Source organism: Erythrobacter aurantius, from assembly GCF_023823125.1.
GTDB classification, from domain to species: Bacteria; Pseudomonadota; Alphaproteobacteria; order Sphingomonadales; family Sphingomonadaceae; genus Erythrobacter; species Erythrobacter aurantius.
This window is the reverse complement of sequence record NZ_CP090949.1, coordinates 1,604,365-1,630,221: the sequence shown is the minus strand read 5'-3', so window position 1 is coordinate 1,630,221 and position 25,857 is coordinate 1,604,365. Positions and strand designations below refer to the sequence as shown.

The following is a 25,857-nucleotide window of genomic DNA, read 5'->3' as shown; positions in this document are numbered from 1 at the left end:
TACACGCCTTTTTGGCGCATATGGGCAATCCAGTTCCCGGCCGATAGCGCGGCTTCAACTTGATCCTGTACCGGCTTCAGCGCCCGTTTGATCCATCACCCTACGCCGCTACCGGCCAGTGCCACACCAGTGCGGACAGGCCGATCCAGGTAGTGAACATGATCGCATAGGGCCAACGGCGCGGCCACAGCCGCCAGACCAGCAGCGTCGCCACCGCCGTTCCGCCCAGCGCGATCAGGGCCGAACTTGCAGCGAGAATGCCGTTGCCGCCCAGCGCCGATTGCACCGCCATGCTGGCCCATTGCGCGGGCAGCAGCACCAGCAGCCAGTCGGGCAAGGCACCGGGCATCGCCCATGCCGTCAGCAACATCGCGGCCTCTCCGCCGACCACGAACACCGCGATCCACCACCCCCTGCCCGCCCCCGAGCGGGCGAACAGCGTGCCTCGCGCGGCAAAGCTGATACTGGCGACCAGCATGATCAGTACTATCGAAAGCGGAACTGATGCTCCGGGCATTGCGAGGATGCCCGCCAGCATCAGCAGCGCGGCTCCCGCCAGCAATGCCAGAACAATGCCGAGCCAGAAACGACCGGCGATGGCGGCGGAAATCATGCCTGCGCCCATTATGCCTACCGCCAATATCGGCCCGCCAGCCCCGGCAAGCGAGCCGGGCGCGGCTTCCAGCCCCAGCAACGTCAAGGCGATTACCGGCGCGACTATCCCCGCCAGCGCCGCGGTGACCCACGCCAGCGCGGGCCGGATTGCAGGTTGATCGTAAGACGCGGGCTCCATCCCTGCGACAGTGGTTCAACCCCCGGCCCTTGTCGAGCGAGAACCATGCAAAACCTCTTGGCGACGTAGCGAGATCAGCCCGACAGCGGCTGGCAGAAATCGTAATCCGTGCTCCTGACGGGTTTCACGTCATCGCTGTCGGCATCCTGCAGATAGCAGGTTCCGCCGCGATCAATGTCGAACGACTTGCACCCTGCCTGATTGCGACAGGCTATCGCGCAGGAACGATAGGTCTGACCCGACAGGCTACGGATATTGCGCCCCGGAATTGATACGTCGAGCACGCATACAAATCCGTTCAAGCCTGCGGGCGTTGCCTCGCTTGGTGCGGGCGATGATCGACTTGGCGACGGGATGCGTGGCGTAGCTGAGGGTGCGGACGACCTTGCAGGCGCACCTGAAGCCGTGTTCGCAGCAGGACGCGACACGCTCGATCCGCCGCTGTCACCCCAAGCCTGGATAAAGCCGCGGCCATTGCTCGCGCTGTTCTGGCAAACGCGCTCGCGAGGCACTTTGACCCGGTAGTTACCCCTTGGAAGCGTGACACCCGGCGTATCGCCCGCAACGCACCAGGATTGCTGATAGGGATCGCAGCTCTTTCGCTCCAGCGTGCCACGATGAACCACTGAGCCATCGGGAGCGAGAATTTCGTATCCGGTCGAGCTTTCGCCGGACGCCCAATTGTACCAAAGGTCGAGCCGGTTGATGGTTGTCAGAGAAGCGAGCTGCAGCGGCGATGAATCGGTATAGCCACAGCCGGCAGAGTTCCAGATCTCTGCTACCTGCTCACCGATCGCCGACACTTGTTTTGGCACGGACGTACCTGCTTGCATGGGTCTTTCGCAATAATCGTAAGTCCCGCTGTTGCTGAGTTCGACATCCGACCGGTCTGCGTCCTGCAACCAGCAATTGCCCTGCGCATCGATATCGAAGGACTTGCACCGGTTGTTACCGTCGCAGGCCGCAGCACAGCTTGCCCGGGTCTGGCCTGACAAGGTCTGAATGTTGCGCCCGGGAATGGTTTTTCCATCAAAGCATTGATAGCCGGCAACCGAACCTGACGTGGCCCGCCGACGCTCATAATAGTCGTAGGTATCGGAATTGGTGATTTCGGCGCTGCGACGGTCCGCATCCTGAAGATAGCATGTTCCCGAACGGTCGATATCGAAAGAAATACAGCGCGAATTGGCATCGCAGGCCCTTGCGCAGGATGACGGTGTCTGCCCGCTGATCGAGGTGATATTGTGTCCGGGAATGCTCGTTCCCGGGAAATGCAGATAGTCGGATAATCCCTGAGCTGAAACGCCTGAGATATTGTAGCCGACCAGACCTGCAAGTGCGATTGCGCCGCTAATGATGACGATGATCTTCTGACCGATGATTCGAGGCATTGCCCTTCTCCCTCTTCGCCAGCATTGCTGCAGCCTTCCCGTGCGCGACCCGGACGCGCAACGCCAACTCCTCCAATGAAAGGAAAATATGCGCTCCAGATCGAGGAACATTGATCTCGATCAATCGCGCGCAAGGCCAGCGTGCAATCAGGGTCCACAATTGAAATGCCGGGACAACCGGCTGGACAGTCCGCCCCCGCTTTCGCATTGTCTGCGTTCCACCGGAGGCCCTTATGCGTTTGTTCCTTGCCCTGCCCATCACCGCGCTGCTGCTGGCGGGTGCCGTACCAGTTCCCGTAGCTCACGCTCAGCCGCAAACCGCAGCCTCAGACACCGGAATGCCCGCCGAATATGCCGATCTGATCGCCCTGCATGATGAATTGCAGGCCTATATGGTCCCCGGCTTTACTGCGGGCGTGGTGCTCGATTCCGGTGCGCGCGTGGGTGAGGTCTATGCCGATGCGCTGATGGCGGAAAAGCTCGCAGGGCTGGACGCGTTCGAAGCGCGGCTGGCGGCGATGGATGTGGCCGCATGGCCGCGCGCGGCGCAGGTCGATTTCCTCGCGGTGAAATCGATCCTCAACGGATACCGTTTCAATCTGGAAGTGCTGCGCCCGTGGAAACGCGATCCGGGCTTTTACCTCGATCCGCTGATGCGCGTCGCCTTTACCGAGGTGGATGAGGACGGCGACGATGTGACCGCCCTGCGCGCGCGGCTGCGTTCGGTTCCGCCGATGCTGGCCGCCGCACGTGCCAATCTGACCGAGGTGGCGGGCGATTTCGCCGATCTGGCGCTGCACAATCTCGAAAACAGCGACGGGGTGAACCACTACCACCCCTATCGCGCGGTGCCTCCGGCTGGGATCATCGGCTGGTATGACGATCTGCTGGAGCGCGCGCGGGCGCAGCGCCCTGAAATCGTCGAGGAAGTGCTGGCGGCGCGTGCGGCGCTGGTCGAATTCCGCGACTGGCTGCGCGCCGACCGGGCCGGAATGACGGCGCCCGCAGGCGTGGGCGCGGCGCGATACGACTGGTTCATCCGCCATGTCCGCATGATCCCGATCAGCGCCAGCGAAATGGTGACGCTGGCAACGCGTGAGCATGAGCGGATGACGGCGGCGCTCGCCCTGCTGCGCCATCGCAACCGAGACCTGCCGCCGATCGAATTGTCGCAAAGCACGGAGGAACAGCGCGCCAAGATCGCCGCGACAGACCGGATCGTGCGCGACTGGCTGGTGCGCGAAGAAATCATCACCATCCCCGATTTCGTCGGCGAGCTGGGCAGCAACACGCCCTATATCGAGCGCCCCACGGGGCCGAATTTCTGGGAGCAGATCCAGTTCCGCGACCCGATCCCCGATCATGTTCATGCCGTGATCCCCGGCCACCGTTTCAACGCCGTACTGGCCGCGCGCGACACCCGCCCGATCCGGGGAAGCTACAGCGATGGCGGACGCGCCGAAGGCTGGGCGACCTATCTCGAAGAAGCGACGATGCTGGCAGGCGGCACCGTCCATTCACCCCGCGCGGATGAATTCATGATGCTGTTCGGCATTTTCCGCGCCGCGCGCGTCCCCGCCGATGTCTACATGCAGCACAACCGCTGGAACGTGCGTGAGGCGGTCGATTTCATGCGCGCCAAGACCGAATGGCTGGACGAGGACGTCGCCCGCGTCGATGCCGAAATCTACCTGCGTCGCCCGCCGGGCTATGGCGTCGCCTACACCATCGGCAAACTGCAGATGGACGCGTTACTGGCAGACCGGGCAAGCCAGCTGAGCAGCGACTTCGTGCTGAAGGACTTCCACGATCAGTTCATGGCGAGCGGTCGCCTGCCGATCGCGCTGGTGCGATACGAGATGACCGGGCTCGACGACGAGGTCGCGTTGTTCTGGACCACGCCGCCGATCCCGCCAGCCGATCAGTGAGCCATGAAGACCGGCAAATCCGGATCGCTCAGGATCTTGCGGGTGACGCCGCCCAACAGCATTTCCGACAGCCGCGAATGGCCATAGGCGCCCATCACCATCACCCCGCAATCGCGCATCTGCGCGGCTGACGCGAGCGTATCGGCGATCTTCGCCTTGCCGCGCGGGATTTCGACGACTTCGCAGTCGATCCCGTGGCGGCTGAGGTATTTCGCGCCTTCGGTCGGCGGGAAGTCGAAACGGTTCTTCTCGTCTTCCTCGGCCACGCTGGCGAGATACACCTTGGACGACAACGCCAGCAACGGCACTGCGGCGCGCAGCGCGACGCAGGCTTCGGCAGAGCCGTTCCACGCGATCAGCACCGGAGCGGAAACGTCGAGGCGTTTCACATGCTGGGGCACGACCAGCACCGGCACGGGCGCACGGATCGCCAGTTCACCCGCCATGCCGGATGGGCCACGGGCACCCTCCTCGCCAATGTCGTGCGGGCCGACAATGATGACATCATGCAGCGCCGATTGTTCGAGCAGGCGTTGTTCGGCCATGCCATAGAGGAAGCGCCATTCCCACGAGACATCCTCGTTCGCGAGGTCGGCCTCGATCTTGGCGCGCAGTTCCTCGGCTGCCTGTTTGATCACCGGCATCGCCGCCGCCATCGCCGAGCCATAGAAATCGCCCGGCGCGAACACGTCAAAGCTGACGGCTTGCAGGCAGGTGATGTGGCCGTCTGTCGCACGGGCAATGTCCATCGCCGCCTGAAGCCGCGCCTCCATGCAGCTGTCACCGTCGATATGAAGCAGGATCGATTTCATCGGATGTCTCCCTTTGTTGCCTTGGAGAATGCAGCGGATGATTCGCCGCGTCCTTGATCGAGATCAAATTTTCCCGACAAGCCCGCCTGCATTACGAACTTTCGCGTGGCAGAGCCTTGCGCTACCTTTCGCCGCAGGGAGAGAGACATGACGATCACGCGCCACCCGCCGGTAAAGACCAGCCTGCAACCTTCGAACCACCCCTATCTCTCGGGCGCGTGGACCCCGTGCCACGAAGAGGTGGACGTTGACGAGCTGGAGGTGATCGAAGGCGAAATCCCGGCGGATATCGACGGCATCTACCTGCGCAACACCGAAAACCCGGTGCATCAGCCGCTGGGCCGGCATCACCCGTTTGACGGTGACGCGATGGTGCATCAGGTCAGCATCAGCGGAGGCAAGGCGAGCTATCGCAACCGCTTTGTCCGCACGCATTGTTTCGAGGCGGAACAGATCGCCGGGCAGGCGCTGTGGGGCGGGTTGATGGACCCTGCGGGGACCAGCCTGCGCCCTGGCTTTGGCGCGCATGGCGGGCTGAAAGACACGGGCAGCACCGACATCATCGTCCACGCCGGGGTCGCCTATGCCACGCTGTATCAATGCGGCGAGGCATGGATGCTCGATCCGGTGACGCTCGAAAACCTAGGTAAGGCGCCGTGGGGGCCGCTCGACGGGGTTTCCGCCCATCCCAAGGTGGATGAGGAAACGGGCGAACTGATGTTCTTCAACTATTCGAAGCACGCGCCCTTCATGCATTACGGCGTGGTCGATCGGGCGGGTAAACTGGTCCATTACGTCCCCATTCCCCTGCCCGGTCCGCGCCTGCCGCATGACATGGCGATCACCAAGAACTGGTCGATCCTCAACGACATGCCATTATTCTGGGACGAGGCGCTGCTGGAGCGGAACATCCACGCCGCGCGCCTGCACGAAGGGGTGCCGACCCGTTTCGCGCTGATCCCGCGCCACGGCCAGCCACAGGACATCCGCTGGTTCGAAGCCTCACCCACCTATGTCCTGCACTGGACCAACGCCTATGAAGACGGCGACGAGGTCGTGCTCGAAGGGTATTATCAGGACAAACCGATGCCCGATCCGATCGAGGAAGCGGGGCAGTACAGCCACATGATGGCCTATGTCGACGAACACAGTTTCCAGTGCCGCCTGCACCGCTGGCGGTTCAATCTGGCGACGGGCGAATGCACCGAAGAACGGCTGTCGGACAGGATTGTCGAATTCGGGATGATCAACCCCGATTACCTGATGAAAAAGAGCCGCTACATCTGGTCCACCACCACCCGGCCCGGCTGGTTCCTGTTCAACGGCTATGTCCGCCACGACACGCAAACGGGGGAGGAACAGGTCTACACCCTGCCCGACGGCGTTTACGCCAGCGAAAGCCCGATGGTGCCGCGCAAACCCACATCAGGCAGCGAAGCGGTGGCGCGAGAAGACTCCGGCTATCTCGTCACCTTCCTGATCGACGAGAACACCGGCACGTCAGAGCTTGCCATCCTGGACGCAAGTGATGTGACGAAAGGGCCGATATGCCGCGCCCGCCTGCCGCACAAGATTTCGAGCGGGGTGCATTCGACCTGGGTGGAGCATTCGCAATTGCGGGCGGATGCGCAATTCAGGCGTTCGAGGCTCGCCGCCTGAGCCTAGGGTCAGGACCCACTAATCCTTGAGCGTCCAGCCCTTGAACAGCGTCGCGATCAGGGTGCCGCGAATGTAGGTACCTTCCACCGCACCCAGCCGTTCTTCATTCTCGGCATTCGGGCGTGCACCGCGCAGCGAATAGCGGCCGTTGATCGTCACGGCCGCACAGGTTTTTATGACGGTTCCGAATTCAGGATGTTTGACGAGGACGATATCGCCCTTCGACACTTTCCGCTTGCGGTAGAACAGCGCAAGCGAACGATGCGGCAGAACACGGCCCATTGTCCGGCCGTTCACCAACACCAGGCTGAAGCCCAGCAAGCCCAAGGCATTTCCCCTGCAAATGACCGCTGTTTCGGGGCTTCCTGTTATCAATATCAGCTAATGCCACGGTGGGCGGTTAGCCGCAACTTTCTGAAAATGCTTAATCACAACTGCCGGTACCTGCATTGCGCCGGCTTGCGTGGCTGCCCCGCCTTTCAATCCGTTGATGCAACCATTATGTGCCCCCTGCGTTGAGATTACGAAACCCCAACCCAAAGACGAGAGGGACCCACAATGGCTTTCAAACTTATCGACCTTCCCTATGCCGACACGGCGCTGGCTCCGGCGATTTCGGCAGAGACGCTGTCGTTCCACCACGGCAAGCACCACCAGACCTATATCGACAAGATGAACGCCGCGATCGAAGGCACCGATCACGCCGACGCTTCGATGGAATCGATCGTCGCGGCATCGCGCGGCACGAATCAGGGCCTGTTCAACAACGCCGCGCAAAGCTGGAACCACGCGTTCTACTGGCATTCGATGGCGGCCAGCGAAACCGCGCCTTCGGATGAACTCAAGGCCAAGATCGAGGAGGCTTTCGGCTCCGTCGACGCGCTCAAGGAACAGCTCAAGGCACGCGGCGTCGGCCATTTCGCCAGCGGCTGGGTGTGGCTCGCTGAAAAGGACGGCAAGCTGTCGATCGAGGAAACCCACGATGGCGACACTCTGGCGGACAGCGATTTCAACCCGCTGCTGACGGTGGACGTGTGGGAACACGCCTATTACCTCGATCACCAGAACAAGCGCCCGGCCTATCTCGACGCGGTTGTCGACGGAAAGCTGAACTGGGGTTTCGCATCCGAAAACCTCGCACGCGGCACGACCTGGACCTACCCGGCCTGATCCGCTTCACCGGACAGGGCAACAGCCCGTCAATCAGCCCCGCTTCGCACCAAGCGAAGCGGGGTTTGTTTTGACTGCGAGATCACCGGGGTCTGCCCGGCCAGAATCTGTGCCCTGATGTTGTCCCAATCGGCAAAACCCCAGTCTGATGGGTCTTCCACACTTGTCACGCGCAAGTCGGCATCGCCGCTTCTGATCCGCAATCGGCGTGGAGTGATCGGCGCGTTCCTTGTTCCGCAATGAAACGCGACAAGCGGCACGCTTTGCCCGATCCCGTCCTGTGCAAGCGCAAGCGTCAGCGCGAGCCGTCCGTCAGACAGCTTGACCAGCAAGCCCTCGGCAAAGACATGCAGCACCAGCATCAGATCGGCGAGCATTTCGCGGTCGAAGTGCCCTCGCCACCGCCACATCCTGGTCAAGGCGGCCTGCGCGGACCATGCCTGTTTGTATATCCGCTGCGAAGTCAGCGCGTCGAACACGTCGCACACCGCGCCCATGCGCGCCGCAAGCGAGATCTGATCGCCGGATAGGCCAAAGGGGTAACCTGTGCCATCGATCTTCTCATGGTGATGCCGGCAGACATCAAGCGCAGTTGGTGAAATTCCGGGCGAAGCGGCAAGCAATTGAAATCCGTGCTCAGGATGGTTGCGCACGATCTCGAATTCGGGGTCGGTCAGGCGGTCCGGCTTGTTGAGGATCGGGTCCGGAATGCCGATCTTGCCGATATCGTGCAGCAATCCGGCAAGACCCAGATCACGCACCGTGGCTTCATCCAGACCGCGATGGCGCGCAATGCAGATCATCAAGGTGCATACCGCCACGGAGTGAAGATAGGTGTAGTCGTCCTTGGTCTTGAGCCGGGTTACGCTCAACAGCGTTTTCGCATCTTCGCCGACGGTGTGGACGATTTCTTCAACCACTCCGTCCACGCCGGCGCGATTGACCGACCAGCCCATCCGCACATCGTCATAGACACGCCGCATGGCGTCCTTGGATCGCGACACAAGCGCGGTTGCTCGGCGACGGTTGGCTATTGCCGGATCATGACGGACAGAACGCACGACGGGGGGACGCCGACGGCTGGAAGCGATGCGTGAGTGTTGGTCGGGCTCCGGATCTCCCGCATCGCTTGCCGATGGCGGCTGAGGCATGGCTACGCCCAGTTCATCGTCAATCATCACCCACGGAACACTCGATCGCCGGACCTTCTCGAGGTCGCTCCCGGACTCGATCAGGAAGCGGCTCCGCCAGAACGGGTGATTGAACCACGATCCGCCGAACTGGACAATAAACATCCCCAGTGCGAGCTCAGAGCGTTCAATCTTGCGGAGCATGGCGTATCAGCGACCCAATTCTGTTTTAAAACAGGTTTTTACGCGTAAATGGATAAGCTTGCGCTATTGCGAAATCACAAGCAGCGACTTCACTTCGATTACGCAGAACCCGATTAACCCCATGGAAGCCATGGAGTCCGCGTCAGCTGCCGAAAAGGAACATGTTGACCGTGAGCCGCCCTTTGGCCGGGTCCTCGCTCAGCGCCTGCGGATCGGGGATGATTCCGGAATGCAGTTGCCGCCCGCGATACAGCGCCAGCCGGTCAACCCGCGCTTCGACCGCGCCGATCTGTTCGAACCTTTCGCTTTGCGTCGGATAGCCGGCCGGTGGAGGGCCGAATTCGCGCTCGTCTTCCTCCAGCGCGGCGGCATAGGCGGCTTCGCGGTCGGGCGTGATCGCTTCAAACCCGGTGCGGCGATGACGGTAAAAGGCAGTGCCGCCGCTTTCCGGCCCGTCGAGATAATGCATGATCGCCACCCGACCCGCATCGGAGTGGTCGTGATGCGGTATCCGCTGGCGCGGCGAAAGCTGGCCCGGCGCGAGCGAGACGATGGAGAACGCAGCCACTTCGCACTGCACCCCGCGCGTGAGGCCGAAAACCCGCGCCATCACCTGCATCATCAGGTCGCGGCGCAAATCGAGATAGGACGGATCGGCCGGCGCGCGGCGACCCGGATAATCGACCCCGGCAGGATAATAATGCGCCCCCTCTCCCATTGCCCGCAGACGTTCGGGCTGGCCGGTGAAGTTGTCGATGATGACAACCGGTTCACGCTCGTGGCCGATGGCCTGCACCGTCACCCGCGCTTCGGGAAGGTTGATCACTTGGCTCTCCTTTGGCCGGTTCAGTACCGCGCCTTGGCGATCGGCGGGTCCGAGTCGCGAAATCTCATTATCGCGGGCATTGCGAATGTTTCAAACCCGCAGGCGGGCCGAAATCGCGCAAGCCCCGCCTTCTCAAGGGCTTGCGCATCAGCCGGTCGCAGGAGGGTTTACGTAAGGGAAACCATGAGTCATCTTTCCAGTCATTCGGGCTCGCAATGAGAGAGCGCAAAAGGCCGCTCCGCAACCATTGGGAGAGAGAAATCATGAAAAAGCTTCTGGCATACGCAGCACCATTGGCCTTGGCCGTTTCGGGCATGGCTGTCGTTCCTACCGCAGTTCAGGCCGCACCCGGCGGCAGTTCCGCCGCAGCGCAAGCCTGCAACAGCGGCCTCGCCGAACAATTGGGCATCAGCGTCGGCACCTGCGTCAACATCTTCAAGGATGTCGATGCCCAATCGATCTGCAAATTCCTGAAAGACCTCGACCTGCTCGATGCGGTGGGTGCCCGCAATCAAGGGCAGTGCATCCAGATACTGCGGTAAGGCACCAACACCGCAGATTTGGGGGCGAGAAGGGGCCGGGGCGCGCGACCTCCGGCCCCTTTTTGCGTCATCCGTAAACCGCTGCGATCACCAGATCGGCATGTTCCCGCCGACATTGGTGTTCGGCTTCCCACCTTCGGGATGCGGCAGGCCAAGCGCCTTGTTCGCCGCGCGACGCAGCGGATTGGTGCAATGGGCCGGCCCCTGCGCGTAATAGATGCGCCCTTCCAGCCTCCGTTCCTTCGCGCTCGGATTGATGATCACCCAGCCCTCGCTTCCGATGTCGGCCTTCGCAGCCAAGGGATCGCAGCGTCTCAGCGAAAGATTGCCCGACGCGTCACGGTCGATCGCGGCGCATACAAACGGCTCATAGAATTCGAGAATGCGGGTGTTGCGCACATAGGAGCCGTTCGCGTCGCTCAGTTGATAGCCCGGATCGCGATCCCGCAGGTCAAGCGCGCCGTCGGCAATGCTGATGTTTTCGGGCGGGACACCGAAATAACCCGCAATCTGGTCCACCAGCGGCTCGCGATACCCTTGCGCGGCGTACCAGCGGTCAAACGCTTGCGGCGATGCAAACTCCACTTCGGATCGCCAGTTCACCGCATTGCGCCAGCAATCACCCAGCCGCAGCGTGCGATCGCGCTGGCGACTGACTTTGACCCCGGCCGGAAGTGCGAAAGCTTCGCTGACAAGCGCGGCTTCACCGTCGAAATAGTCGCCCTGACTGTCGATCTGTGCAATCGCGACAGGCACGGCAACGGCGCCAAGCACCGCAGCCGTGGCAACAATCTGCACCGGGGTGCTGAACCAGATCGATTTCGGGGTCAGGCGATGCGCCAGCAGCACCAGCCCGATCAGCGCGAATGGCGCTCCGAACATTGAAAGCATGGCGAAAGTGAACTGGTCCATGCCGCCATATTAGCCGCCAGCGTGGTAGAAATCGTAAACCTGCTGCGCGACCTTGGCGCTGACACCTGGGGCGCGTTTCAGGTCTTCGAGCGCGGCGGCACGCACCTTGCTCGCGGTGCCGAAATGCAGCAGCAGGGCGCGCTTTCGCGCCGGGCCGATACCGTGGATTTCATCGAGCGGGCTGGCGGTGATCGCCTTTGACCGTTTCGCCCGGTGCGCGCCAATGACATACCGGTGCACTTCGTCGCGCAGGTTCTGGGCGTAGAACAGCACGGGGGAATTGGTCGGCAGCGTCTTTTCGCGCCCGTCGGGGAAGTGGAACACTTCGCGTCCTTCGCGCCCGTGATGCGGCCCCTTGGCGATGCCAATGACGGGCAGATCCTCAATGCCGAGCTCGCCCAGCACCTCCATCACGCTGGAAAGCTGCCCCTTGCCCCCGTCAACCAGCACCAGATCGGGCCATACGCCCGCCTTTTCGCGGTCGGGGTCTTCCGCCATTGCGCGCGAGAAACGCCGCTCCATCACTTCGCGCATCATGGCGAAATCGTCATTGGTCTGCGCGGTCTTGATGTTGAACTTGCGATATTGCGATTTCTCGAAACCTTCGGGGCTGGCGACCACCATCGCACCCACCGCCTTTGCGCCCTGGATATGGCTGTTGTCGTAAACCTCGATCCGCTGCGGGACTTCGCCCAGTTCAAGGAATTCGGCCAGCTCGCGGTGGATTTTCGCCTTGGTCCCCGTTTCCGCCAGCCGCCTCTCGAGCGCCTCCACCGCATTGCGGCTGGCCTGCGCCAGCAGCTTCCGCCGGTCGCCGCGCTGCGGGATCGATACCTGCACCTTCCGCCCGGCCAGTTCACCCAGCGCCGCCTCGATCAATTCGCGCTCGGGCAATTCGCGGTCCACCAGCACGGTGGGTGGCGGCGGCACTTCCTCGTAGAATTGCAGCATCACATCGGCGAGCACCTGTTCCTCGTCCACATCCTTGGTGTGGCTGGGGAAGAAGGCGCGGTGTCCCCAGTTCTGCCCGCCGCGAATGAAGAAGGCCTGCACCCCGATGTGCCCGCCCTTGGCCGCCAGTGCGAAGACATCGGCATCGCCCAGCCCCGCCGCATTGATCGCCTGACTGCCCTGGATGAATGTCGCCGCGCGCAGCCGGTCGCGCAGGATCGCGGCGGTTTCGAAATCCAGCGCCTCGGCAGCGGCGGCCATCTGCTTTTCAAGATCGGCCTGAACCGCGCCCGATTTCCCCGCGAGGAAATCCTTCGCTTGGCTCACCAGCGCATCGTAATCCGTCTCGCTTATCCGCCCGACGCAGGGAGCGGAACACCGTTTGATCTGGTACAGCAGGCAGGGCCGGTCGCGATTGTTGAAAAAACTGTCGGTGCAGCTTCGCAGCAGAAACAGCTTTTGCAGCGCGTTCAACGTGGTGTTGACGCTGCCCGCGCTGGCAAAGGGGCCGTAGTAATTGCCCTTTGCCCGGCGCGCCCCGCGATGTTTGTGGATGCGGGGAAAGGCGTGGTCGGCGCGCAGCAAGATGAAGGGAAAGCTCTTGTCATCGCGCAGCAGCACGTTGAACGGCGGGCGAAACCGCTTGATGAATTGCGCTTCGAGCAGCAGCGCCTCGGCCTCGGAATTGGTGGTGACGATTTCCATCGCGCGGCATTGCGACACCATGCGTTGCAGCCGGTTCGTCAGCCCCGCGATCTGGGTGTAAGTGGCCACCCGCGCCTTAAGACTGCGGGCTTTGCCGACATACAGCACATCGCCCCGCGCATCGAGCATGCGGTAAACACCGGGAACAGGTTTTAGCGTCCGTACCACCTCGCGGATCGCCTCAACCCCCGCTTCGAGATTGGGCTGGGCCGAGGCAACCGTATAGGCCGCGCGTTCCTCGTTGAAACGCCCGGCTCCTCTGGGATCGTGGGGTGCGCCTGCTTCGGTCCGCGACATGGCGCACAGATAGGGACGATGCGGCGCGATTGGCAATGCGCGTGGGCGGTTCTATGGCCCGTCGCGTGAAGAAATTTGATGTCATCATTCTTGGCGCGGGCGCGGCGGGCCTGATGTGTGCGGCGCGCGCAGGGCAGCACGGGCTGAAAGTCGCGGTGCTGGAAAAGGCCGAAAAGCCGGGGAAGAAAATCCTGATTTCGGGCGGCGGTCGCTGCAATTTCACCAATGTCGATGCCGGGCCTGCGAATTACCTGTCGGTCAACCCGCATTTCGCCAAGAGTGCGCTCGCCCGCTACACCCCGAAGGACTTCATCGAACTGGTCGACCGGCACGGCATCGCCTGGCACGAAAAGACGCTGGGCCAATTGTTCTGCGACGGCTCGGCGAAACAGATCGTTGAGATGCTGCTCGACGAATGCCCGGACAGTGTCGAGGTTATCTGCGACGCCGATGTCAGCACGGTGGTGAAGGACGGGGATGATTTCGCCGTCATGGCAAGCGGGGAAAGCTACACCGCCCCCGCATTGGTCATCGCCACCGGCGGCCCGTCGATCCCGAAAATGGGCGCAACCGGCTTTGCCTATGATCTTGCCCGGCAATTCGGGCTGAAAGTGGTGGAGCCGCGCCCTGCGCTTGTCCCGCTGACCCTTGGCGGAGAGGACGTGCTGTTCCGCGAGCTTTCTGGCGTTTCGGCCCCGGTGCGCGCACGCGCGGGCAAGGCGAGTTTCGACGAGGCGGCGCTGTTCACGCACAAGGGGCTGTCCGGCCCGGCGATCCTGCAGGTTTCCTCTTACTGGCGCCGCGGTCAGGAAGTCGCGATCACATTCCTGCCACAGGCCGATGCCGACTGGCTGCTCGACCTGAAACGCGATCGCCCGCGCGCGAGTGTTCGCAGCGCGCTGCGTGAACATCTGCCCGATCGGCTGGCCGATGCGCTGGCTGAAAGGCTGGGGATTGAGCGCGAACTGGGCAATGTCGCTGACAAGGAATTGCGCGCCGCCGCAGCGCAGCTTGCCGACTGGCGCTTTACCCCCAGCGGAACCGAAGGCTTTGCCAAGGCCGAAGTAACCATCGGCGGCATTTCCACCGACGAGCTTTCCAGCCGCACGATGGAGGCCAAGAAGGTTCCGGGCCTTTATGCCATCGGCGAGGCGGTGGACGTGACGGGATGGCTGGGCGGCTACAATTTCCAATGGGCATGGGCCAGCGGTGTCGCCTGCGGAGAAGCACTCGCCGGATAATTTTCTTTCACGGCAATTGTGACAAGCGCAACACTTACGCTTGCGTCAGGTTGTAACCGCACTGAAACATCCTTACGTCCGTGCCAGAGCCCGAAAACGGGCCATTCATGGGGATGTTTGCAAGGAGAGCCCTTTGCGCCAGTTGCAGGGCATGGATTCCTCGTTCGTTGCGCTGGAATCGCCCAATTCGCCGATGCACATCGGCAGTGTGCTGATCTACAATCCGGCGACCGCGCCGGAAGGGTTCGTGCGTTTCAAGGACATTCTCGGCTTCATCGAAAGCCGCATGCAATTGTCACGGACCATGCGTCAGCGGCTGGTGCGGGTGCCGTTCGATCTTGATTACCCGTACTGGATCGAAGACCCCAATTTCGATCTCGAATATCACGTGCGCCATGTCGCCCTGCCCAAGCCGGGGGACTGGCGGCAGCTCTGCATCCAGGCCGCGCGCATCCATGCCCGCCCGCTCGATCTGGACCGGCCGCCTTGGGAATTCACCGTGGTCGAAGGGCTGGACAACGTCCGCGGCTATCCCAAGGGCTGCTTTGCCTTCGTCACCAAAGTGCATCATGCCGCGATTGACGGGATGAGCGGGATCGACCTGATGGAGGCGCTGCACACCATCACCCCCAGCACCGCCCCTCCCAACCAGCCCGACAACTGGAAACCCGAAAAAATTCCGAGCGCGGTCGAACTGCTGGGCAAGAGCTACGTCAACACGCTGCTCAATCCGCTGAAACAGGCGCAGGTCGCGGCGCAGGCCGTGCCCGGCATTGCCAAGGCGATCCGCGGGCTGGTGACGCGCGATTTCAAGCTGACGACCGATCTCGTCCCGCCGCGCACCCGCTTCAACCGCTCGATTTCGCCGCACCGCGTGGTCGAAGGGCGCACTTTCCCGCTTGCCGACATGAAGGCGATCCGCGCGCTGCTTCCCGAAGCGAAAGTGAACGACGTGGCGCTGGCGGTGGTGGGCGGCGCGCTCAACAAATATCTGACCGCCAAGGGCGATCTGCCCAAGACAACAATGACGGCGATGGCGCCGATTTCGGTGCGTTCGGGCGAAGAGAAAGGCGACATGGGCAATCAGGTGGCGGCAATGATCGCCCCGCTCGGTTCGCACCTTTCCGACCCCAAGGAACGGCTGGAATACGTCTATCGCCAGACCAGCAATTCCAAGGCGATGACGAACGCGCTGGGCGCGCGCACCATGACGGAAGTGAGCAAGGTCAACCCGCTGCTTTACATGGCATTGGGTGCGCAATTGTTCAGCCGGGTCAGCCTTGCCCATCGGCTTGCCATGCCGTTCAACACGGTGGTGACGAACGTGCCCGGCCCGCCGATCCACATCTATTCTTCGGGCGCGCGGCTTGAAAGCATGGCGCTGTCGCTGATCTGCCTGACGGACGGGCTGGGCCTTGCCCATGTCGTGCAAAGCTATGTCGATGAAGCCTACATCAGCTTCACCGCCTGCCGCGACATCATGCCCGATCCGGAATTCTATTCGCAGTGCCTGCAGGACAGTTTTGACGACATGCTGGCGGCGGCGAAGGCGCTGGAAGCAGGTGCGACCAAGGCTCCCGCGAGCAAACCGGCAGCCAAGAAGCCCACGGCCCGAAAACCCGCCGCCAAGAAACCCGCCGTGAAAAAACCGGCGGCAAAGGCCAAACCCCCGGCCAAAAGGGCCCCGCGCCCGGCCACGAAGAGAACGACAAGCAAGGGCCCCAAGGAGAGCGCATAATGGCAAGCATGGCACCACCACGGGGCAGCCTTGTCCTGAACGAAGGCGAAGCGGCACGCGAGATCCCCAAGCACATCCCCACACCGCCAAACCGGTTCTGGACCTACACCGAAGGCCGGGCGATGTTCGAATTCGCCTCTTTCTACGCGGTGCGCGGGATGCTTTCGACCTTGCCCAAGGGCGATGGCCATTCGGTGCTGACGCTGCCCGGTTTCATGGCGACCAACAATTCCACCCGCCCGATGCGCGGCCTGCTGTCAGAACTGGGCTATGACGCGCATGGCTGGGATTCGGGCCGCAATGTGCGCGTGAACGAGGAACTGATCGACAAGCTGGAGACGCAGCTTGACCGGCTCTACACCCAAAGCGGCAGACCGGTTTCACTGGTTGGATGGAGCCTTGGCGGCGTGCTGGCGCGCGAACTGGCCAAGCTTCAGCCGGAAAAGGTGCGGCTGGTGATCAGCCTCGGCAGTCCGATCAGCGATGATCGCAACCACACCAGCGCGGCGCGGCTGTTCAAATTCTTCAACGGGGACGAACCGGAGAATATCCGCGACGGGCAATTCCGGGGGCTCGACATCGCGCCGCCGGTGCCGACGACTTCGGTGCTGACCAAGACCGACGGCATTGTCCACTGGCGCGGCAGCGTGCAGGACCCGAAGAAGACCAACGGCCACCCCAGCGAAAACATCGTGGTCTACGCCAGCCATTGTGGGCTTGGCGTGAACCCATCGGTGATGATCGCGCTGGCGGATCGGCTGGCCCAGCCCGAAGGTGAATGGTCACCGTTCGAGCCGCAGGCCCGCCACAAGCTGTTGTTCCCCAAGCTGGTATTTTGAGGCGCTCAGCCCGTCAGAACAACTTGCGTATGTCGAGGCCCAGGTATCGGCCTACCGGATCGATCAGCAACGGCTGGTAATTCAGCGGTGTGTCGCCGTTCTGGTCAGTCACGCGGCGCTGGGCATCGAACAGATTGTCTGCCCTCAGCGAAATGCGCAGGTTCTTGAGCGCGCCTTCGTTCTTGCCCACCAGCTGACCGACTTCGGTGAAAATCCGGATGTCGAAAGTCGCCAGATCGCCGAAGAAAAGGTCGCTCGATCCGGGCAGTCCCGACCCTGCAAGCCGGGTTTCGCCGGTGTAGCGGCCTGACAGACGCATCCCGACCCCGGCTCCGAAAATCCCCGCTTCGAGCCGCGAGGAATGACGCGGGAAGCCGAATGCACCCGTGCCCTGCCCGTCAAGCTGATCCAGCGGAGCAAGGCCCGGCGCGATCAGGATCTCGTTCTCCAGCTCGATCGTGTGGTTGAGCGATACGAAATAGCGGAAACCGCGGAAGCTGCGCTGCGCCAGCGGGTTGAACCCGCCAGCCGGAGGACCGCCTGCCCCCTGCGGTGGACCGCCCCGGCCTCCATCCTGAGCGCCGCCAGCTTGCTGGCCGCCTTCGCTCGAACAGAAACGCGCGCGCATTCCAGCAATGCGTTCGGACGAAATCTGGCCATCGTCGCCGCGCAGCCGATCAAGGATGAAACCGGCCATGTTGGGATCGAAGCCGGGCAGTTCGTCCGACACATCCTCGCCGGCGTCGATGCGGGCTATCAGAGCGCGGATGCGCGCCTCGCCGTCTTCGCCGCAAGCGATGGCGCGGAACGCGGCGAAACCTTCGCCCATCGGCCCTGCAGGCCGTCCACCCGGAGCACCACCCGGCCTTCCGGCAGGGGGAGCACCTTCGCCATCGGGCGCACCGCCGCGCCGCCCGCCGCCCATCGTGGCGGGGTCAAAGCTGCAAATCCGGGTACGGAAAGCGGCGACACGCTCAGGATCAATATTGCCGTTCTCGTCGCGCGCCTGCGCCAGCAGACGCTGGAACCGCTGCGCATCGAAACCGGGGACGATGGAGGAAAGGTCTTCGCCATTCTCCACCGCCTCGATCAGGCGCATCAGCACGTCCAGACCGTCATCTGCGCAAATCCGTTCGCGGAATTGCATGAAGGCGGCGCGCTGCTCCTCACTCGGCGGGCCGCCACGGGCGGGAGTTGCGGGCGCTTCGGCAGGGGCTGTCGTCGGCTCGGCCGGTGCCGGAGCATCGCCGCCCGGACGCCCGCCGCCACTGCCGCCGCCACCGGGGCGACCGCCGCCAAAGCGTCCGCCCTGCTCGCCTGCGCCGATGGAGCCACGGAAATTGAGGCTGAAATTGATCCGTTCGGCGCGTTCCTCGGCAAAGGTCACCGCGCGGCGATCAATGAAGGTCAGGCGCCCGTCGGCATCGCGCCGGATGCGATCCGGAAAAGCGGCTTCGATTTCGGAAGTGATCGTCGGGAAACCGCGCGTCACATCGTCAGAGCGGTTGCGAATGTACTCGACCCCGAAACGGGTGCCTTCCCAGAACGGCAGTTCCCAATTGACCGCGAATTTCCAGTCGCGCTGGGTCTCCGCCAGCAGGTTGGGATTGCCGCCGGTTACCACCGTTGCCAGCACGGTTTCGCCATTGACGAAGTCGAACACCGGAGTGTTGAGGAATTCGACTTCGGGATCGCCCAGCGTGCGCAGGCCGGGCGCGACTTCGCGTTCGATGTAATTCACCGACAGATCGAGATTGTCGAAAGGCGACCAGTTCAGCCCGACGGTGTAATCACCCAAAGTGCCGAAGTCCGACAGGCGATTGAGGCCAAGCTGTGCATTCAACGTGAAGCTGCCCAGCGCATCGGCGAACCCGTTACGGCGGCTGGTAATCGGCACCACCAGATTGACGCCCGTCGACAAATCGCCGCGCGTCAGGTCGACTGGCAGGTTGTTGCGGGTGTCGGAAGTCTTGAGATTGGTCCAGTCGTACCCGACATCGAAAGTCGCAAGCACTTCACCGCCCGGCAGATTGGCAAGCGGCCCCTGCAAGGTCGTGAGTGTGGTCGCATTGGTGGAACGGGTGCGCGCGGTGTCGAACCCGGCTTCCGCCGAAGTCGGCAGCGTGCCGTCGATCGCCAGCGTCCCGGCCAGCGCATCGGCCTGCAAGCCGCTGGTATCGAGGCGACGGTCGAATTCCTGCGCGTTCTCCGAGTATCCGGCATCAAATGTGCTGGTCAGGCGGAAGGCGTTGATCGGCTTCGTCAGCGATCCCGAAGCGCGGAAGGCATCTTCCGAAGTGCGCACTTCGAGCGGGGTATCCTCGCCAAAGGTGCGCAGCGCGCTGTCGCCATTGGCATTGGTAAGCAGGACGGTGTTGAGCCCCTGCAAGGTGCGGCGATCGTTGCGTTCATAGCTGGCATTGGCGGACAGCGAGATGCCGCTGTCGATGATCGCCTTGGCCCAGCTGAGATTGCCGTCGAGCGATCGGCTGTCGGCGACAAGGCTGCGGAACTGCGCCTGCGCCGGATCGCCTGCCACATCGGATACCGAACCCGGCGTCTGGATGATGTCGCGTTCGTCCTCGGTCAGGAACGACGTGTCCTGCGCGGTGAAATTGGCATTGATGCGCGCGCCATCGGCAATCTGGAGAAACCCGACTTCCTGTTCGCGCCGGTGAAATCCGCCACGCGACGGACCTTCGAATTCGAATTCGACCTCCGTATTGCGGTAATTGTCCTTCAGGATCAGGTTGATAACGCGGCGATCGGGCGGAAATCCGAAACGTTGCGCCACTTCCTCGGGAAACACCTCGACCCGCGCGAGGGCTTCGGGCGGATAATTGGCGAATTCGCGGAAAGAGCCGACGCGGATGCCGTTGATCAGGATCACCGGCTGTCCGCCACCGCCGCGCCCGCGCGAAGAACCCGTCTGGGCGGTGATCTGCGTTATCAGATCGGCAACGGAGGTGACGCCCTCTGCCGCGATGTCGGCCTCGGCCAGTTCGAGCAGCGGCGCCTGTTCGACATCAAGCTGTCCGCGCAGACGCTGGGCGCGCACGACGATGCCTGCACCGCCGGTGTCGATCACCTCATCATCGGGCGCGCCGGTCTGGGCCGACACGGGCTCCTGCGCCGATTGCTGGGGCGCGTTGTTTTCGTTCGCGTTCTCGGACGCGAATGCAGGCTGCGCCGTCAGGGCGGCAAAACCAACACCCGCCAGCAAGGCGGGCCGGAAGAGGGGATTACGGATCATTGAGGCCCTTTTGAGCTTTCACCAGTATCGGGCAAGCACCTGAATTGTATCGGCTTGCAACAGTATGAACGTAATGAGGACGCGCGCGGATGCCATATGTTCCCGCGTGTTCCCGCGCGCTTGGTCTGGCCCACTAACGCACGAGGCTTCCCTTTTGTTCTCACCATCGCTAAATGGCGCGCCCAGACCGACGAACGTCGTTCGAATGCAACCAACCTCATCAGGCAATCAGCTAAGGAATTACATGGCCAAGGAAGAACTTCTCGAAATGCGCGGGCGCGTCGTCGAGCTGCTGCCCAATGCGATGTTCCGGGTAGAACTTGAAAACGGCCATGAAGTGCTGGGCCACACCGCAGGCAAGATGCGCAAGAACCGCATCCGCGTGCTGGTGGGTGACGAGGTGCTTTGCGAACTGACGCCTTACGATCTGACGAAGGCGCGCATCACCTATCGCTTCATGCCGGGCCGCGGCGGTCCCGGCCCGCAATAGTCTGACGCGCTGATGGGCGCGCTTCACCTGACATTGGCATCGGCAAGCCCGCGACGGCGGGACCTGCTCGCGCGGCTGGGGCTGGAACCCGATGCGGTAACCCCCGCCGATATCGACGAAACCCCGCTGAAGGACGAGCGGCCACGCGACTATGCCCTGCGCATGGGGCGGGAGAAGGCGCTTGCGGTGGAGGCGCCCGGATTTGTGCTGGCGGGCGACACAGTGGTCGCCGCTGGACGCCGCATCCTGCCAAAGACCGAAGATGAAGCCGAGGCCCGCGCCTGCCTGAAACTGCTTTCGGGGCGGCGGCATGTGGTTATGTCCAGCGTGGTGCTGCGCATGCCCGACGGAACTGTGCGCGAGCGGCTTAACGAGAACGTCGTCCGCTTCAAGAACCTCTCTGACGAGGAAATCGCCGCCTATCTCGCCAGCGGCGAATGGCAAGGCAAGGCGGGCGGATATGCGATCCAGGGCGCGGCCGAAGGGCTGGTGCAATGGATCAAGGGCAGCCATTCAGGCGTTATGGGCCTGCCGCTGTATGAAGCGCGTGCGCTGCTCAAATCGGCGGGTTTCGACATTGGCTGACAGCGCGCCTGAGTGGCTGATCGAGGAAGGGATCGGGGAAAGCCGCGCGATCCTGCTCGATGGCGACACGATTGTCGCCGGCCGGCTGCACTGGCCCGGCGGCATCACCCTCGGTCAGGTCGAGGATGCGACAGTTATCGAACTCAAGCCCCACGCGGGCCAGCGCCGCCGGGGAACGGTGCGCTTCGCCAATGGCGAGCTTGCCCACGCTGCCCGCCTGCCGCGCGACACCAGCGAAGGCGCGAAAGTGCGGGTCGAAGTCACCCGCGAATCGCTGGCCGAAAGAGGTCGGCTGAAGCTGGCACAGGCGGTCTACAGCGAAGGCGACTTGCGCCCTGCCCCCAGCCTTGCCGAACAGATCGCATCGGATGGCGGCACAGCGCGGATCGTCCGCCGCTTTCCCGACAACGGCGGCTGGGAAGAATTGTGGAGCGAGGCGTGGAGCGGCGATGTCAGCTTTTCGGGCGGCGCGCTGATCCTGTCCGACACCCCGGCGATGACGCTGATCGATGTCGATCTGAACGATCATTTCGAAGCCCTATATTTCAACGGGCTTCCGGTACTGGCGCGTACGCTTGCGCGGATGAACATCGGCGGCAACATCGGCATCGATTTCCCCGCGCTCGACAAATCGGATCGCAAGGCGGTGGACGACAGGCTGGCGATCCTGCTGGCCGATTGGTCGCATGAACGCACCGCAATGAACGGATTCGGCTTTGTCCAGATTATCGCCCGCATGGGCCAGCCATCGCTGCTCCAGCGGATTTCCCGCCACCGGGTCGGTGCGGCGGCGCGGCTCGCTTTGCGAAGGGCGGAAATGGTCGAAGGGCCCGGCATTACGCTTCTCACCATCCACCCCGCGCTCAAGGCAAAGATCAAGCCCGAATGGCTCGATGAATTGCGCCGCAGGACGGGCCGCGATGTGCGGATTGAAACCGGTCCCGGCCTTGCATTGGAAGCGCCCCACGCCCAGCTTGTGCCGCGATGACAAAGCAACGCCCCTGCCCCATCTGCAAGAAGCCGCGCAGCGAAGACTTCACCCCGTTTTGCTCACAACGGTGCAAGGACCGCGATCTCGCGCAGTGGTTTGGCGACGGATACGCCCTGCCCGGAGAGCCGGTGAACCCCGAAGACATCGCCGCCAACGAGTGGGGTGATGGCCGGGATCGGCAGTAATAGTCCAAAAGCTTCGATTCCCCTCTTGCCAACCCCGCCCAGCTTCGCCATAGGGCCGCTCTCATTTGCTCGCCGGGGCAAGCGCATTGCGCTATAACCCCGACGCCGCAGCGAATGCCCGGGTAGCTCAGGGGTAGAGCAGCGGATTGAAAATCCGCGTGTCGGTGGTTCAAATCCGCCCCCGGGCACCATTCGCTGCAATTGGGGGTTTCGTGCATGTCCCGTCGTCGCCAAATTTACGAAGGCAAGGCCAAGATCCTCTATGAGGGTCCTGAACCGGGCACGTTGATCCAGTATTTCAAGGATGATGCCACCGCGTTCAACGCGGAAAAGAAAGGCACCATCAACGGCAAGGGCGTGATCAACAATCGCATCAGCGAGCACGTCTTCACCCGCCTTTCGCACATCGGCATACCGACGCACTTCATCCGCCGCCTCAACATGCGCGAGCAGTTGATTCGGCAGGTCGAAATCATCCCGATCGAAGTCGTGGTGCGCAATGTCGCTGCCGGATCGATTTGCAAGCGGCTGGGCCTCGAAGAAGGCGAACCGCTGCCGCACACGCTGATCGAATATTATTTCAAGGACGATGCACTGGGCGATCCGCTGATCGCGGAAGAACACATCGCCTGTTTCAACTGGGCTAGCCACGAAGAGATGCACGACATTTCGTCGATGGCGATCCGCATCAATGATTTCATGTGCGGGATGTTCGCCGCGATCGACATCCGCCTGATTGATTTCAAGCTGGAATTCGGACGCCTGTTCGATGGCGATTACAGCCGTGTGATCCTTGCTGACGAAATCAGCCCGGATGGCTGCCGCCTTTGGGACATGGCCAGCGGCGAAAAGCTCGACAAGGATCGTTTCCGCCGCGATCTGGGTGGCGAGGAAGAGGCCTATCGCGAAGTCGCCCGCCGCCTTGGCCTGCTTCAGGGCGAAGATAACGGCCCGGGCGAAGTGTTCGACATGTCGCACCACCGCTCGCGTCTGCGCGGTGCCCCGCCCATCAAGAAATAGCGCGGATTGCGGGTGGTTTGCTCGCTGCAAGTGCTTGATCGACGCGCCGTTTGTGCAAGAATGCACCGGATTGCGACGCGCGCCCCATGGCCGGGTTTGTCGCCGCAGCAATGGGGAGCATCAATGAATCGCATCCGATCCGCCGGTCGGCTGATGGCCGCCAGCGTGGCTTTCGCGGCAGTGGCACCGGCGCTTGCCGATAACAGCGAAATCGCGATCGAGCCGGCACCCGGATGGGTGACGACCTCCGAGCCATTGCCCGTTCCCGAGGATGTGCAGGGGCTGGTGTTCTATCGCAGCCAGGACACGATCGCGCATCTGACGCAGGAAGGCCATTATTCCTACCAGAGCCAGGTGATCCGCATTCTCCAGCCGCAAGCGCTGCAGGCGGGAAACATCGCGATCAGCTGGAACCCGGCAGCGGGCCGCGCGGTGGTGCACAGCCTGAAAATCCGGCGCGGCCCGCGCGAGATCGACGTGCTTGGCCAGACCTCGTTCGAAATTCTCCGGCGCGAAGACCAGCTTGAACAGGCGATGCTGACGGGCACTCTCACCGCCGTGCTGCAGGTACCCGACCTGCGCGTGGGCGACGATCTGGAAATCGCCTACACCGTGCCGCTGCACGATCCCACGCTGCGCGACATCAGCCATGGCGTGCTGTTCCTTGGCGATGCGCCGCCTCCGGGCCGCTTCTCGCTCCGGCTTTCGTGGGAAGACGGGCAGGAACCGCAAGTCCGCATGACCGAGGATTTCGTCGAAGTCGCCAGCCGCACAGGCAATGCGATCTCGCTCGATTTCGAAAACCCCGGCATTGTTACTCCCCCGCGCAACGCCCCGCCGCGATACTCTTGGACGCGGATTCTCGAATTCTCCGATTTCGACAACTGGGAAGCGGTGTCGGGCCGCTTTCATGCGCTCTATGCCGACGCCGCGACGCTCGCGCCGGATTCGCCTTTGCGAGCAGAGGCCGCGATCATCGCAGAAAGCCATGACAATGATCTCGACCGCGCTCAGGCCGCACTCGAACTCGTTCAGCAACAGATCCGCTACATCTACATCGGCCTGAATGGCGGCAATTACACTCCCGCAAGCGCGGATGAGACGTGGACCCGCCGCTATGGCGACTGCAAGGGCAAGACAGCGCTGCTGCTGGCGCTGCTGGCGCTGCTGGGCGCAATGGGGATCGAGGCGCAGGGGGTGCTCGTCAACAACAGCGTGCCAACTGACGGGCTCGACACAAAGCTGCCCAACCCCGGCCATTTCGATCACATCATCGTGCGCGCGAAGATTGGCGGAAAGGACTACTTCCTCGACGGGACGCTGCCTGCGGTGATCGACGGGCGAACCGATCCTTTCCTGCCCTACCAATGGGTGCTGCCGCTGACTGAAGCGGGGAGCGAGCTTGAGCGGCTGCCTGATCGGGTGTTCGATCTGCCGCAGGAAATGGGCCTGATCGAAATCGATGCCCGCGCCGGTTTCGACGCACCCGCGCGGCGGGTCAGCACCACGATGGCGCGCGGTATCGCGGGATTGCAGCAATATCTGCAATTGTCGGGGGTCCCGGCAAACCAGCTTGAGGCGGCGCTGCGCTCGCGGCTGGAAGGCAGCGCGGAATGGGACACTATCGAAAGCATCGCCTATCGCTTCGACAAAGGAACGCAGGCGAGCATCCTGACGATCACCGGCACAGGTCCGGTCGATTGGGATGACGAAGGCAGCGGCGCTTATGATCTGATACTGCCGGGCGGCGGATTCTACCCGCCCGAGCGGCGTCAACGAAGCGATGGCGAAAGTGGCGATATCCCGTTCTACCAGAACCCGATCTACACCTGCTATGCGACGACAGTGCGCCTGCCCGACGGGACCGACCTTAAGAACTGGGGGTTCAACTCCACCATCGACACGCTGATCTATGGTCGCAACTTCTATCGCATGATGGAACTGCGCGATGATCACACGCTGCGCATGGTTCGCGGCAGCCGTGTCGAACAACAGGAAATCCCGGTGCAAAAGGCAGAGCGTGACAACGGCAGGCTCGCCAATTTCGACAATTCGATGGCTGTCCTGTCGTATGATCCGTCCGGCATGGGCACTCGATATGGCAGGCTGAGGCAAGTTCCGGCGACCTATGAGATCGACTGGACGGGCGAAAACCCCCCGTGCCTGCCGCCGGACGTTCTGGCTGGGTGATCTCT

At 62.7% G+C, this 25,857-nt stretch carries 22 protein-coding genes and 1 tRNA gene; 14 read left to right on the top strand and 9 right to left on the bottom strand.

Translation table 11 applies throughout. The features are described from left to right. Positions 1 to 100 precede the first annotated feature (100 nt). Both L1K66_RS07680 and L1K66_RS07675 read right to left on the bottom strand, forming a co-directional pair. A complete protein-coding gene (locus L1K66_RS07680; RefSeq protein WP_252260365.1) occupies positions 101 to 793 on the bottom strand; it encodes a hypothetical protein in 693 nt (230 codons plus the stop codon). Between the two features lie 74 nt (positions 794 to 867). Then, complete coding sequence (locus tag L1K66_RS07675; protein WP_252260364.1) at positions 868 to 2,295, bottom strand: PAN/Apple domain-containing protein; 1,428 nt, start codon at positions 2,293 to 2,295, stop codon at positions 868 to 870. 122 nt (positions 2,296 to 2,417) lie between these two features. Between L1K66_RS07675 and L1K66_RS07670 the strand changes: the two genes are divergently transcribed. Next, complete coding sequence (locus tag L1K66_RS07670; protein ID WP_252260363.1) at positions 2,418 to 4,112, top strand: DUF885 family protein; 1,695 nt, start codon at positions 2,418 to 2,420, stop codon at positions 4,110 to 4,112. Here the strand turns inward: L1K66_RS07670 and L1K66_RS07665 are convergent. Next, a complete protein-coding gene (locus tag L1K66_RS07665) occupies positions 4,106 to 4,924 on the bottom strand; it encodes a universal stress protein (RefSeq protein ID WP_252260362.1) in 819 nt (272 codons plus the stop codon). The two genes, L1K66_RS07670 and L1K66_RS07665, sit on opposite strands and share 7 nt — an antisense overlap. Positions 4,925 to 5,071: 147 nt before the next feature. On the opposite strand from L1K66_RS07665, the gene L1K66_RS07660 reads away from it, so the two are divergent. Continuing rightward, positions 5,072 to 6,583 carry a carotenoid oxygenase family protein gene (locus L1K66_RS07660; RefSeq protein ID WP_252260361.1) on the top strand — a complete coding sequence of 504 codons (1,512 nt, stop codon included), beginning with the start codon at positions 5,072 to 5,074 and terminating at the stop codon, positions 6,581 to 6,583. Between the two features lie 18 nt (positions 6,584 to 6,601). Here the strand turns inward: L1K66_RS07660 and L1K66_RS07655 are convergent, their stop codons facing one another. Continuing rightward, positions 6,602 to 6,904: a S24/S26 family peptidase gene (locus L1K66_RS07655; RefSeq protein ID WP_252260360.1), complete on the bottom strand. Its 303-nt coding sequence runs from the start codon at positions 6,902 to 6,904 to the stop codon at positions 6,602 to 6,604. 237 nt (positions 6,905 to 7,141) lie between these two features. Here L1K66_RS07655 and L1K66_RS07650 point away from each other — a divergent pair, with 237 nt between their 5' ends. Beyond that, complete coding sequence (locus L1K66_RS07650; RefSeq protein WP_252260359.1) at positions 7,142 to 7,753, top strand: superoxide dismutase; 612 nt, start codon at positions 7,142 to 7,144, stop codon at positions 7,751 to 7,753. 29 nt (positions 7,754 to 7,782) lie between these two features. On the opposite strand, the gene L1K66_RS07645 is transcribed toward L1K66_RS07650, so the two are convergent. Both L1K66_RS07645 and L1K66_RS07640 read right to left on the bottom strand, forming a co-directional pair. Continuing rightward, entirely contained in the window at positions 7,783 to 9,087 is a 1,305-nt protein-coding gene (locus L1K66_RS07645) for an HD-GYP domain-containing protein (RefSeq protein WP_252260358.1), read from the bottom strand. Positions 9,088 to 9,229: 142 nt separating this feature from the next. Further along, a complete protein-coding gene (locus tag L1K66_RS07640) occupies positions 9,230 to 9,913 on the bottom strand; it encodes a DUF6445 family protein (RefSeq protein WP_252260357.1) in 684 nt (227 codons plus the stop codon). A 263-nt stretch (positions 9,914 to 10,176) separates the two neighbouring features. Between L1K66_RS07640 and L1K66_RS07635 the strand changes: the two genes are divergently transcribed. Next, positions 10,177 to 10,455, top strand: coding sequence for a hypothetical protein (locus tag L1K66_RS07635; RefSeq protein WP_252260356.1), 279 nt, complete (start codon positions 10,177 to 10,179; stop codon positions 10,453 to 10,455). Positions 10,456 to 10,542: 87 nt separating this feature from the next. On the opposite strand, the gene L1K66_RS07630 is transcribed toward L1K66_RS07635, so the two are convergent. Together L1K66_RS07630 and uvrC are read right to left on the bottom strand one after the other, a co-directional pair. Next, entirely contained in the window at positions 10,543 to 11,367 is an 825-nt protein-coding gene (locus L1K66_RS07630) for a hypothetical protein (RefSeq protein ID WP_252260355.1), read from the bottom strand. Positions 11,368 to 11,376: 9 nt separating this feature from the next. After that, positions 11,377 to 13,320 (bottom strand): excinuclease ABC subunit UvrC, encoded by a 1,944-nt coding sequence (uvrC, locus tag L1K66_RS07625; protein WP_252260354.1) that lies wholly within the window; start codon positions 13,318 to 13,320, stop codon positions 11,377 to 11,379. 53 nt (positions 13,321 to 13,373) lie between these two features. Here uvrC and L1K66_RS07620 point away from each other — a divergent pair, with 53 nt between their 5' ends. The 3 genes from L1K66_RS07620 to L1K66_RS07610 all read left to right on the top strand — a co-directional run bounded on the left by L1K66_RS07620 (position 13,374) and on the right by L1K66_RS07610 (position 17,138). Continuing rightward, positions 13,374 to 14,561 (top strand): BaiN/RdsA family NAD(P)/FAD-dependent oxidoreductase, encoded by a 1,188-nt coding sequence (locus tag L1K66_RS07620; RefSeq protein WP_407931984.1) that lies wholly within the window; start codon positions 13,374 to 13,376, stop codon positions 14,559 to 14,561. 133 nt (positions 14,562 to 14,694) lie between these two features. Then, entirely contained in the window at positions 14,695 to 16,299 is a 1,605-nt protein-coding gene (locus L1K66_RS07615; RefSeq protein WP_252260353.1) for a WS/DGAT/MGAT family O-acyltransferase, read from the top strand. Continuing rightward, the gene (locus L1K66_RS07610) at positions 16,299 to 17,138 is read left to right on the top strand and encodes an esterase/lipase family protein (RefSeq protein WP_252260352.1); all 840 of its coding nucleotides are present in this window, start codon (positions 16,299 to 16,301) and stop codon (positions 17,136 to 17,138) included. The genes L1K66_RS07615 and L1K66_RS07610 overlap by 1 nt, the downstream gene beginning before the upstream one ends. A 13-nt stretch (positions 17,139 to 17,151) precedes the next feature. Here the strand turns inward: L1K66_RS07610 and L1K66_RS07605 are convergent, their stop codons facing one another. After that, positions 17,152 to 20,391 (bottom strand): TonB-dependent receptor, encoded by a 3,240-nt coding sequence (locus tag L1K66_RS07605; RefSeq protein WP_252260351.1) that lies wholly within the window; start codon positions 20,389 to 20,391, stop codon positions 17,152 to 17,154. Positions 20,392 to 20,635: 244 nt separating this feature from the next. Here L1K66_RS07605 and infA point away from each other — a divergent pair, with 244 nt between their 5' ends. The 7 genes from infA to L1K66_RS07570 all read left to right on the top strand — a co-directional run bounded on the left by infA (position 20,636) and on the right by L1K66_RS07570 (position 25,852). Continuing rightward, complete coding sequence (infA, locus tag L1K66_RS07600; RefSeq protein WP_007163491.1) at positions 20,636 to 20,881, top strand: translation initiation factor IF-1; 246 nt, start codon at positions 20,636 to 20,638, stop codon at positions 20,879 to 20,881. A gap of 12 nt (positions 20,882 to 20,893) precedes the next feature. After that, entirely contained in the window at positions 20,894 to 21,466 is a 573-nt protein-coding gene (locus L1K66_RS07595) for a Maf family protein (RefSeq protein WP_252260350.1), read from the top strand. Then, complete coding sequence (locus L1K66_RS07590; protein WP_252260349.1) at positions 21,459 to 22,454, top strand: Rne/Rng family ribonuclease; 996 nt, start codon at positions 21,459 to 21,461, stop codon at positions 22,452 to 22,454. Before L1K66_RS07595 ends, L1K66_RS07590 begins: the two co-directional genes overlap by 8 nt. Beyond that, positions 22,451 to 22,642, top strand: a complete 192-nt coding sequence (locus L1K66_RS07585) for a DNA gyrase inhibitor YacG (protein ID WP_252260348.1) — start codon at positions 22,451 to 22,453, stop codon at positions 22,640 to 22,642. Before L1K66_RS07590 ends, L1K66_RS07585 begins: the two co-directional genes overlap by 4 nt. 116 nt (positions 22,643 to 22,758) lie before the next feature. Further along, positions 22,759 to 22,833, top strand: a tRNA-Phe gene (locus L1K66_RS07580). Positions 22,834 to 22,858: 25 nt separating this feature from the next. Further along, entirely contained in the window at positions 22,859 to 23,662 is an 804-nt protein-coding gene (gene purC / locus L1K66_RS07575) for a phosphoribosylaminoimidazolesuccinocarboxamide synthase (protein ID WP_034952715.1), read from the top strand. 123 nt (positions 23,663 to 23,785) lie between these two features. Next, a complete protein-coding gene (locus tag L1K66_RS07570; RefSeq protein WP_252260343.1) occupies positions 23,786 to 25,852 on the top strand; it encodes a DUF3857 domain-containing protein in 2,067 nt (688 codons plus the stop codon). The last annotated feature ends 5 nt before the right edge of the window (positions 25,853 to 25,857 follow it).